The organism is Blastomonas sp. CCH1-A6 (genome assembly GCF_001556365.1).
GTDB lineage: Bacteria > Pseudomonadota > Alphaproteobacteria > Sphingomonadales > Sphingomonadaceae > Blastomonas > Blastomonas ursincola.
The window spans coordinates 1-10,343 of the sequence record NZ_LSIS01000464.1; the positions used below are offsets into that span (position 1 = coordinate 1).

9 protein-coding genes and 1 pseudogene are annotated in these 10,343 nt (G+C 66.7%); 2 read left to right on the top strand and 8 right to left on the bottom strand.

Going from position 1 to position 10,343, the window contains the following annotated elements:
* Positions 1-37: 37 nt before the first annotated feature.
* From accD to purB, 8 genes are all read right to left on the bottom strand, one after another.
* Entirely contained in the window at positions 38-895 is an 858-nt protein-coding gene (gene accD / locus AX735_RS20630) for an acetyl-CoA carboxylase, carboxyltransferase subunit beta (protein WP_066284317.1), read from the bottom strand.
* A 13-nt stretch (positions 896-908) separates the two neighbouring features.
* Positions 909-1,715, bottom strand: coding sequence for a tryptophan synthase subunit alpha (gene trpA, locus AX735_RS20635; protein WP_066284322.1), 807 nt, complete (start codon positions 1,713-1,715; stop codon positions 909-911).
* The gene (gene trpB, locus AX735_RS20640; RefSeq protein WP_066284323.1) at positions 1,712-2,953 is read right to left on the bottom strand and encodes a tryptophan synthase subunit beta; all 1,242 of its coding nucleotides are present in this window, start codon (positions 2,951-2,953) and stop codon (positions 1,712-1,714) included. The genes trpA and trpB overlap by 4 nt, the downstream gene beginning before the upstream one ends.
* The gene (locus tag AX735_RS20645) at positions 2,928-3,581 is read right to left on the bottom strand and encodes a phosphoribosylanthranilate isomerase (protein WP_066284324.1); all 654 of its coding nucleotides are present in this window, start codon (positions 3,579-3,581) and stop codon (positions 2,928-2,930) included. Before AX735_RS20645 ends, trpB begins: the two co-directional genes overlap by 26 nt.
* Positions 3,582-3,700: 119 nt before the next feature.
* On the bottom strand, positions 3,701-4,375 hold the full coding sequence (gene pyrF / locus AX735_RS20650) for an orotidine-5'-phosphate decarboxylase (protein WP_066284327.1): 675 nt from the start codon (positions 4,373-4,375) through the stop codon (positions 3,701-3,703).
* Positions 4,376-4,404: 29 nt separating this feature from the next.
* A complete protein-coding gene (locus AX735_RS20655; protein WP_066284328.1) occupies positions 4,405-4,737 on the bottom strand; it encodes a hypothetical protein in 333 nt (110 codons plus the stop codon).
* 123 nt (positions 4,738-4,860) lie between these two features.
* The gene (locus AX735_RS20660; protein WP_082751233.1) at positions 4,861-5,424 is read right to left on the bottom strand and encodes a chlorite dismutase family protein; all 564 of its coding nucleotides are present in this window, start codon (positions 5,422-5,424) and stop codon (positions 4,861-4,863) included.
* A gap of 81 nt (positions 5,425-5,505) precedes the next feature.
* Positions 5,506-6,816 carry an adenylosuccinate lyase gene (purB, locus tag AX735_RS20665; RefSeq protein WP_066284330.1) on the bottom strand — a complete coding sequence of 437 codons (1,311 nt, stop codon included), beginning with the start codon at positions 6,814-6,816 and terminating at the stop codon, positions 5,506-5,508.
* A 204-nt stretch (positions 6,817-7,020) separates the two neighbouring features.
* Here purB and AX735_RS20670 point away from each other — a divergent pair, with 204 nt between their 5' ends.
* The gene (locus AX735_RS20670) at positions 7,021-9,372 is read left to right on the top strand and encodes a transketolase (RefSeq protein ID WP_137775989.1); all 2,352 of its coding nucleotides are present in this window, start codon (positions 7,021-7,023) and stop codon (positions 9,370-9,372) included.
* Between the two features lie 71 nt (positions 9,373-9,443).
* Positions 9,444-10,343: pseudogene (locus AX735_RS20675) on the top strand (hybrid sensor histidine kinase/response regulator); the annotation flags it as partial.

Below are 10,343 nucleotides of genomic sequence, written 5' to 3' on the forward strand. Positions count from 1 at the left end.
ACCCCAACCCCTCCCCTGAAGGGGAGGGGCTTTCGGGTCACGCCGCCGCCTTGGCCGCCATCAGATAGTCGATCACGCTGCCCAGTCGTTCGCGCAGGTCCTTGCGCTCGACCACCATGTCGAGCATCCCGTGCTCGAGCAGATATTCGGAGCGCTGGAAGCCTTCGGGCAGCTTTTCGCGGATCGTCTGCTCGATCACGCGCTGTCCGGCAAAGCCGATCAGCGCATTGGGCTCAGCCATCTGGATGTCGCCCAGCATCGCATAGCTCGCGGTGACGCCGCCGGTGGTCGGGTCGGTCAGCACGACGATATACGGCAGGCCCGCAGCGTGCAGCCGGCTGATCGCCACGGTGCTGCGCGGCATCTGCATCAGCGAGAGGATGCCCTCCTGCATACGCGCGCCGCCGGCGGCGGTGAAGATGACATAGGGGCATTTCTCGGCGATCGCGCGCTCGGTGCCGCGGATGAACGCCTCGCCCACCGCCATGCCCATCGATCCGCCCATGAAGGCGAAGTCCTGCACGCCGACCACCGCCTTGTGCCCCTGGATGCGGCCCAATGCATTGGTCAGCGCATCGGTGGCGGTGCCCGCCGCGCGGGCGGCCTTGATGCGATCGACATATTTCTTGCTGTCGCGGAACTTGAGCGGGTCTTCCTTGACCACCGGCGCGGGCAGCTCTTCCCAGATCTTGTCGTCGAACAGCATCGCAAAGCGCGCCTGTGCGCCGATGCGTTCGTGATGGCCGCATTTCGGGCAGACCGACAGATTGTCCTCGAATTCCTTGGCGAACACCATTTCGCCGCAAGCCTTGCACTTGTGCCAGAGATTGTCGGGCGTGGTGTCGCGCTTGGCGATCAGCGGAATCGAATTGCGGACACGGCTGAACCAGCTCATGGGGATGCTCCTGTCAGGCGTTCGTGGTGTGGCGGGCGGCGGCGATGGCGGTGCTGAGGCTGCGGATATAGTCGCGCACCGGCGCTGCAGCATTGCTGCCATGCTGCGCAACAATGTCGACGATCGCGCTGCCCACGACGACGCCATCGGCGACGCGCGCGATGGCTGCGGCCTGCTCGGGCGTGCGCACGCCGAAGCCCACGGCGACGGGCAGGTCGGTCGATGCCTTGAGCCGCGTCACCGCTTCCTCGATGCTCGCCTGCGCCGCCTGTTGCTTGCCGGTGATCCCGGCGACCGAGACATAATAGAGGAACCCGCCCGCGCCTTTGAGCACGGCGGGCAACCGCGCGGCATCGGTGGTCGGCGTCGCGAGCCGGATCGGCGCGATGCCCTTTGCGCGCAGCGCCGGGCCAAGCGCCGCGTCTTCCTCCGCCGGAATATCGACGCAGATGACGCCATCGACGCCGGCGGATGCGCAGGCCTCGGCAAACCATTCGGGACCGCGCCGGGTCATCGGGTTGGCATAGCCCATCAGCACCAGCGGTACGTTCGGGTGGCGGCTACGGAAATCGGTCGCGATTGCCAAGATGTCGGCGGTTTTCGTGCCAGCTGCCAGCGAGCGCAGGTTCGCCGCCTGGATCGCGGGGCCATCGGCCATCGGATCGGTGAACGGCATGCCCAGCTCGATCACATCCGCGCCGCCCTCGACCAGCGCGTCGAGGATCGCGGGCGTGGCGGCGGGCGTGGGATCGCCCGCGGTGACGAAGCACACCAGCGCCGCGCGGTCGGAGGGGAAGGCGTTAGCGAGGCGCGCGCTCACATCTCCACTCCCAGCTTGTCCGCCACGGTGAAGATGTCCTTGTCGCCGCGGCCGCACAGGTTGGCGAGGATGATCTGGTCGCGGTCCATGGTCGCGGCGACCTTGGCCACCGCTGCGATCGCATGGGCAGGCTCCAGCGCGGGGATGATCCCCTCGGTGCGGCAGAGCAGCTGGAAGGCGTCCAGCGCCTCGTCATCGGTGATCGCGGTATATTCGACGCGGCCCATGTCCTTGAGCCAGGCATGTTCGGGGCCGATGCCGGGATAATCGAGGCCCGCACTGATCGAATGGCCCTCGGTGATCTGGCCGTCCTCGTCCTGCAGCAGATAGGTCTTGTTGCCGTGCAGGATGCCGGGAAAGCCGCCGAGCAGGCTGGCAGCGTGCTGGTCGCCATCGAGGCCATAGCCCGCCGCCTCGACGCCGAGCATCTTGACCTGGTCGTCGAGGAACGGGTGGAACAGCCCGAGCGCGTTCGATCCGCCGCCGATCGCCGCGACCAGCAGGTCGGGCAGGCGGCCGGTGCGCGCCAGCATCTGTTCGCGCGCTTCCTTGCCGATCACGCTCTGGAAATCGCGGACCAGTTCGGGATAGGGGTGCGGGCCGGCGGCGGTGCCGATGATGTAGAAGGTGTCGTGGACGTTCGCGACCCAGTCGCGCAGCCCCTCGTTCATCGCATCCTTGAGCGTGGCAGCGCCGCTGGTCACCGGCACGACCTCCGCGCCGAGCAACTTCATCCGGAACACATTGGGCTGCTGCCGCGCGACATCGGTTGCGCCCATATAGATCACGCAAGGCAGGCCGAAGCGGGCGCAGACGGTCGCGGTGGCGACGCCGTGCTGGCCCGCGCCGGTCTCGGCGATGATCCGCGTCTTGCCCATGCGCATCGCGAGCAGGATCTGGCCGATGCAGTTGTTGATCTTGTGCGCGCCGGTATGGTTCAGTTCGTCGCGCTTGAACCAGACCTGTGCGCCCTTACCCTCGGGGGCGGCCTTGCGCAGTTCCTCGGTCAGCCGCTCGGCATAATAGAGCGGGCTGGGCCTTCCGACATAATGTTCGAGCAGGTCGTCGAACTGCGCCTGGAACGCGGGATCGGCTTTCGCGGCCCGATAGTGCTTCTCCAGATCGAGCACCAGGGGCATCAGGGTTTCGGCAACATAGCGCCCGCCGAACTGGCCGAAATGGCCCTGTGCGTCGGGTTGATTGCGATAGCTGTTAAGCTGGGTTGCGGTGTTGGTCATGGTCGCGAACCGCTTGGCAAAAGCGGGCGATCTTGTCCATATCTTTGACTCCCGGCGCGCTTTCCACGCCCGAGGAGACATCGACCAGCGGGGCCTGGGTCGCGGCCAGTGCTTCGCGCACGTTATCGGGGTTGAGCCCGCCTGCCAGCCCCCAGGGCAGGGCGTGATGATGGCCCACCAGCAGCGACCAGTCGACCACCGATCCGTTTCCGCCGGGCAGCGCCTGGGCTGGGGCATCGAACAGCAACCGGTCGGCGCTGCCATCGAACCTGCGGGCATTGGTCAGCGTGTCTGCACTGCGCAATCCCAGCGCCTTCCACGCTTCGACCGGCATGTGCTGCTTCACGATCCGCAGCCATTCGGGCTTTTCCGATCCGTGGAACTGGATGACATCGGGCCGTACGGTGCGCTGCGCGCGCTGCGTCAGCTCTGGCGAGGCGTTGACCAGCAGCAGCACGACCTTGACATGGGAAGGCGTGCAGCGACGCAGCTCGGCGGCCTGTTCGAGCGTGACATGGCGCGGGCTCTTCTCGAAATGGACGAGCCCGATATGCGTCGCGCCCTCGCGCGCGGCGGTATCGATCGCCGCTTCGGTGGAAAGCCCGCAGATCTTGATGAGGGTGGTCATGTTACCTTCGTTTCCCGTGTCTCGTCATTCCCGCGAACGCGGGAATCCCGCTTTGCTGCTACCTGGCGCAAAAGCGGGACCCCCGCCTTCGCGGGGGTGACGGTAATATGGGGGATATTCTACAATGTCGCCATGATGTCGCGCGCGGCCTGATCGGGATCCTCCGCGCGGGCGATGGGACGGCCGATGACCAGCACCGATGCGCCCGCATCGCGCGCCTGGCGCGGGGTGACGGCGCGCTTCTGGTCGCCCATCGCGGCGCTGGCGGGGCGCACGCCGGGGACGACGAAAAAGCCGTCGCGCCATTGCTGCCGCACCGCGCCGACCTCCTGGCCCGAACAGACGATACCGTCGAGCCCGGCCTCATGCGCCAGCTCGGCAAGCCGCAGCACATTGTCGTGCGCGCTTCCGGAATAGCCGATCCGCGCGATGTCATTGTCGTCGAGGCTGGTCAGCATGGTGACCGCCACCACCTTGGTATTGGTTCCGGCGGCGGCCTTGGCGTCCTCCATCATGGCGCGACCTCCTGCGGCATGGACCGTCACGATCGCGGGTTCGAGCACATGGATCGCCTGCATCGCTGCCGCGACAGTGTTGGGGATGTCGTGCAGCTTGAGGTCGAGAAAGATCGGCAGGCCGATCTTCGCGATCTCGTGCACGCCGTGATGGCCATGCGCGCAGAAGAATTCCAGCCCCAGCTTCACCCCGCCGATATGGCTGCGCACCTGCTGCACCAGAGCGGTGGCGCGGGCCAGATCGGGAAGATCGACCGCGAGATAGATGGGATTGGACATGATGGAAAACGGGCCCCTGTTATGATCCTTCAGACCGACCGCAATACCGGTTCAGGCTCGGCATGGTCTGCAAATTCCGTGGCTGGCGACGGTGCCGGTGCTGCCACAGGTGTCGCTGCCGTGCGCGCCTGGTTCGCCTCCAGCGTTGCCAGCCTGCGCTTCAGCCGCCACATCGCGGTGCGATGATAGGCCCATGTGGGCAGTACACCTGCCAGGAACGTGAGCAGCAGCAGCACCGGCAGCTTGGTCACCAGCTCCAGCCCGCCCCACAGGTCCACCGTCACCGCCTGCCAGTTGTTATAGGCGAACACGACAAACACCACCGCGATCATGATGAGCACAAGTGTCTTCAGAAACTGCATGACCGCCCAGTCTCCCTCAAGCGCATTCTCCCTCAAGCCAGCCCGCGTCCCGGCGGTCGATGGCAAGCATAGGAGGATAATTGCGGCTTGGCCAGTCCGCTGTCCCAGCGGACAATGGCCCGGTCAGTCGGTGCGGATCAGCCGGATGTCGATCTCGCGATCGATATAGCGCCATTCCTCGGTGATGCGCAGCCGCGCGAGCAGATCGTCGAACTCGCCTTCCAGCTCGGGTTCGAACTCGAACCAGGTGAGGAAGTCGAACGGTTCGCCAAGGTCGCGGCAGTGATGCAGGCGGCGCGCGATGCCGGGCAGATAGCCGAGGCCAATCGGCGTATGGCCCGAGCGTTCATAGACCGCGCGGCGCTCGTCCTGCGCCATCGCCCACCATGCTGGCGATTTGCGGATCGGGATCAGCGCGGCCATCCGCGCTTCGCTGCGTCCCAACGGGGCGGAGCGCGCATCGAGACGCTGGCGTTCGGAGGCCGTGGTATAGCGCAGGTTCGAGGTGAAGCCGGTCAGCGTCCACAGCGGCGTGTCCACGGGACTGCCGGTGCCGATGCGCGCGGCAACCGGCAGGTCCTCGCCGGTCCGGGTCGTTTGACGCACCACCCGCCATTCGCCCCGCGAACCGGCATGAACGGCCACTGTCAGTGGCGCGCTCACACCATAAGACACTGCACGGACCATCGACGAACCTCCTGACGCCGGGCGCGCAGCCCGGCCATCGCGGTTCGTCCGATGCCGTGGGGGCGTTACGCCCCTCGATGTTCAGCCGAAAACGCGTGCGAAGATCGTGTCGACATGCTTGAAGTGATAATCGAGGTTGAACTTCTCCTCGATCTCTTCCGGCGACAGCGCCGCGGTGACCTCTGCATCGCCCTTGAGCAGGTCGAGCAGCGACAGCGCGCCGTCCGCTTCCCACACCTTCATCGCGTTGCGCTGGACCAGGCGATAGGCGTCCTCGCGGCTCACGCCCGCCTGGGTCAGCGCCAGCAGCACGCGCTGCGAGTGGACAAGCCCGCCCATCTTGTCGAGATTCTTCTGCATCCGTTCAGGATAGACGAGCAGTTTGTCGACCACGCCGGTGAGCCGCGCCAGCGCGAAGTCGAGCGTGATCGTGGCATCGGGGCCGATATAGCGCTCGACCGAGCTGTGCGAGATATCGCGCTCGTGCCACAAGGCGACATTTTCCATCGCCGGGATGGTCGCGCTGCGCACCATGCGCGCAAGGCCGGTCAGGTTCTCGGTCAGTACCGGATTGCGCTTGTGCGGCATGGCCGACGAACCCTTCTGGCCGGGCGAGAAATATTCCTCGGCCTCGAGCACCTCGGTGCGCTGCAAATGGCGGATTTCGGTCGCCAGCCGCTCGATCGACGAGGCGATGACGCCCAGGGTCGCGAAATACATCGCATGACGGTCGCGCGGGATGACCTGGGTCGAGACGGGCTCGAGCGCCAGGCCCAGCTTCTTGGCGACATGCGCCTCGACGCGCGGGTCGATATTGGCGAAGGTGCCGATCGCGCCCGAAATCGCGCAGGTCGCGATTTCCGCGCGCGCGGCCTTGAGGCGAGCGCGGCAGCGGTCGAATTCGGCATAGGCCTGGGCGAGCTTGAGCCCGAAGGTGGTCGGCTCACCATGAATGCCGTGGCTACGGCCGATGGTCGGCGTGTACTTGTGCTCCATCGCGCGGCGCTCGATCGCTTCGAGCAGCGCGTCCATGTCGGCGAGCAGGATGTCGGTGGCGCGCGCGAGCTGGACGGCAAGGCAGGTGTCGAGCACGTCCGAGCTGGTCATGCCCTGGTGCATGAAGCGCGCCTCGTCGCCGACCTGCTCCGCCACCCAGGTCAGGAACGCGATGACGTCGTGCTTGGTCACCGCCTCGATCGCGTCGATCGCGGCGACATCGATCGCCGGGTTGGTCGCCCACCAGGCCCAGAGCGCCTTGGCGGCGGACTTGGGCACCACGCCGATTTCGGCGAGCGCGTCGGTGGCGTGCGCCTCGATCTCGAACCAGATGCGAAACTTGGCTTCCGGCTCCCAGATGGCAGTCATTTGCGGGCGGGCATAACGGGGGACCATAAGCTGTCCTTGCGGCAAGAGGCGAGATCGGGCCGCGCACAGGCGACCCCGGCGAGTCCGCCGCGCAGCTAGCAGCTAGCCGCCGGGGGTTCAACCGGCGGCGTCTCCGCATTGGCGCCCGCCGCACGAAAATGCTGGATGACACTCATGGCTTTCGGGCATGGGGGAAAGCACGATTCCCCCCGATTTGACGCAGAGGCCCCCATGGTCATCGATACCGTAACCACCGAAAGCCGCGCCGAGACCGTCCGGCTGCTCACCGAGATCGAGCAGCGGCTGCGCTGGCTCTCCTCGTGGATGATCCACAATGCCAACAACATCCGCGAAAAGCGCGACGGGCTCAAGGTCGGCGGGCACCAGGCCAGCTGCGCCTCGATGACCGCGATCATGGCTGCGCTCTATTTCCACGCGTTGCGCCCGCAGGACAAGGTGGCGGTGAAGCCGCATGCCGGACCCGTGCTGCACGCGATCCATTATCTGCTCGACGAACAGACGCGCGAGAAGATGGAGCGGTTTCGCGGGCTCGGCGGGGTGCAGAGCTATCCTTCGCGCACCAAGGACAGCATCCCGGTCGATTTCTCCACCGGATCGGTGGGCCTGGGCGTCGCGATCACCGCGTTTTCGTCGCTGGTGCAGGATTATCTGATCGCGCACGGCCAGCTGCGCGAGGAGCAGGCGGGGCGGATGATCGCGCTGATGGGCGATGCCGAGCTCGACGAGGGCAATATCTACGAATGCCTGATCGAGGGCTACAAGCACGACCTGCGCAATTGCTGGTGGATCGTCGACTATAACCGCCAGTCACTCGATGCCACCACGGCGGACCGCATGTTCCGCCGCTTCGACGACATATTCGAGACCTGCGGCTGGCGCGTCGTGACCTTGAAGCACGGCAAGCTGCAGCGCGCGGCGTTCCAGCGCCCCGGCGGCAAGGCGCTGGAGGACTGGATCGAGACCTGTCCCAATGCCGATTTTGCGGCACTCACCTATCTGGGCGGCGCGGCCTGGCGCGAGCGGCTGATGCACGATATCGGCAGGAAGCGCGGCGTGGCCGAACTGCTCGGCTCGTTCGACGATGCGGGGCTGGCGCAGCTGATGACCAATCTGGGCGGCCACTGCATCGAGACTTTGCTCGACGCGTTCGACAGCATGGATGACGAGCGCCCGACGCTGCTGATCGCCTATACCGTCAAGGGCTATGGCCTTCCGCTCGCCGGGCACAAGGACAACCATTCGGGCATGATGAACGGCGCGCAGATCGAGGGCTTCCGCGAAGCCCTCGGTATAGCGCCGGGCGAGGAATGGGGCAAATGGTCGGGGCTGGGCGACAATCTCGCCAGCGCGCTGCAGGCCTTCGTTGCCGATAGCCCGATCGCGCGCAAACAGGCAGAGCATGCCGCGCCAGCGATCCCGCTGCCCGACCGGCTGCCGGTGCCCGAGGGCGCGGAGCAATCGACGCAAGGAGCGTTCGGCAAGATCCTTCACGATCTCGCCAAGTCGGACGCGCCGCTCGCCGACCGGCTGGTCACCACCGCGCCCGATGTGACGCAGACGACGAACCTCGGCGCGTTCGTCAACCAGCGCGGTCTGTTCCGCCGTCAGGAGCTGGCCGATGTGTTCCAGCGCGTGAAGATCCCCTCGGCGCAGAAATGGGCGGCGCACCAGGCGGGCCAGCATATCGAGCTCGGCATTGCCGAGAACAATTTCTTCCTCGCGCTCGCCGCCCTGGGCCTTTCGGCACCGCATTTCGGCACGCGGCTGATGCCGGTGGGCACGGTCTATGATCCGTTCATCGCGCGCGGGCTCGATGCGCTCAATTACGGTTGCTACCAGGATTCGCGATTCCTGCTGGTCGGCACGCCCTCGGGCATCACGCTGGCGGGCGAGGGCGGCGCACACCAGTCGATCAACACCCCGCTGATCGGCGTGGGCCAGCCGGGACTGGAAAGCTTCGAGCCCGCATTCGCCGACGAGGTCGCGCTGATGATGGGCTTCGCGTTCCGGCACATGCAGGCGCAGGACGGCGCGTCGGTCTATCTCAGGCTCACCACCCGCGTCATCGAACAGGTCGCCCGCGTGGACGACGCCTGGGAGGCGGATGCGCTTGCGGGAGCCTATTGGCTGCGCGAACCCGCGCCGGGGGCAGAGGCCGCGATCGCCTATTGCGGCGCGGTCGCACCCGAGGCGCTCGCCGCCTGGGAGGCGCTCAAGGACGACATTCCCGGCCTCGGCCTGCTTGCCGTCACCTCGCCCGATCGGCTGCACCGCGACTGGTCGGCGCAAAGGTCGGCGCGCTGGACCGGCAGCCCCGGTGGGCAGAGCCATGTTGCCCGCCTGCTCGGGCAACTGTCTCCGAGCGCAGGGCTGGTCACCGTGCTCGACGGCTCGCCCGCCGCGCTCTCCTGGCTCGGCGGCGTGCGCGGCCAGCGCGTCAGCCCCTTGGGCACCGACCGGTTCGGCCAGACCGGCGATCTGCCCGACCTGTACCGCACCTACCGCCTCGACCGCGAGGCGATCATCGATGCGATGGCGGAGCTGTTCGTCGGGCGCGATTGACCGCGCTTGCGCCCCTGACATAGACTGACCGCCACGAGCCCTGTCGGGCCGGGGGAGGAGCGCGGGAGCTTATGAGCCTGCCGTCGGCGGCATTGATCGGGCTTGCGGTCATCCTGCTGCTGTTTGCGGTGGCGGCCTTTGTCGAGCGGCGCGCGGGCGAGGCGGAACGGCGGCCCTGGCTCAGACAACTCGCCTATACGCTGGCGCTCGGCGTCTATTGCTCGAGCTGGACCTTTTATGGCGCGGTCGGTTCGATCGTGCGCGATGGCTGGTTCTACCTGCCGATCTATCTCGCGCCGATCTGCCTGTTGCTGTTCGCCCCGCGCTTCCTCAGGCGGCTGACCCAGGCCGTGGCGGAAGAGCAGGCGACCACCGTTTCCGATTTCATCGCCGCGCGCTTCGGGCACGACAATGGCGTCGCGCGGCTGGTGACCCTGATCGCGCTGGTCGGCACCATCCCCTATGTCGCGCTGCAATTCCGCTCGATCGGCGGCGCGCTTTCGCTCGCCTCGGGCAGGCCGATGGCCGATGCGGCGATGATCGGCGCGGCGGTGCTGCTGGCGCTGTTCGCGATCCTGTTCGGCGCGCGCCGCTACGAGCTGGCCGGGCGCAGCGAGGGGCTGGTCTATGCGATCGGGCTCGAATCGGTGATCAAGATCATTGCGCTCACCGCGGTCGCGGCGGTGGCCGTGGTGTTGCTCGCCGGTGCAGATGCCGATGCCGTCGATCGCGGCACGACACTGATCGCGGAGAATTTCCGGCCCGAACGACTATCGGTCGAGTTCGCGGTGATCTTTCTCATTTCGCTGATGGCGATCGTCGCGCTGCCCCGACAATTCTATATGGGGCTGGTCGAGGCGCAGGATGCAGGGGCGCTGCACCGCGCGCGCTTCGGCCTGGCTACCTATCTGGCGGTGATGGCGATCATGGCGCTGCCGATCGCGCTCGCCGGGGCCAGCCTGGTGCAGGTG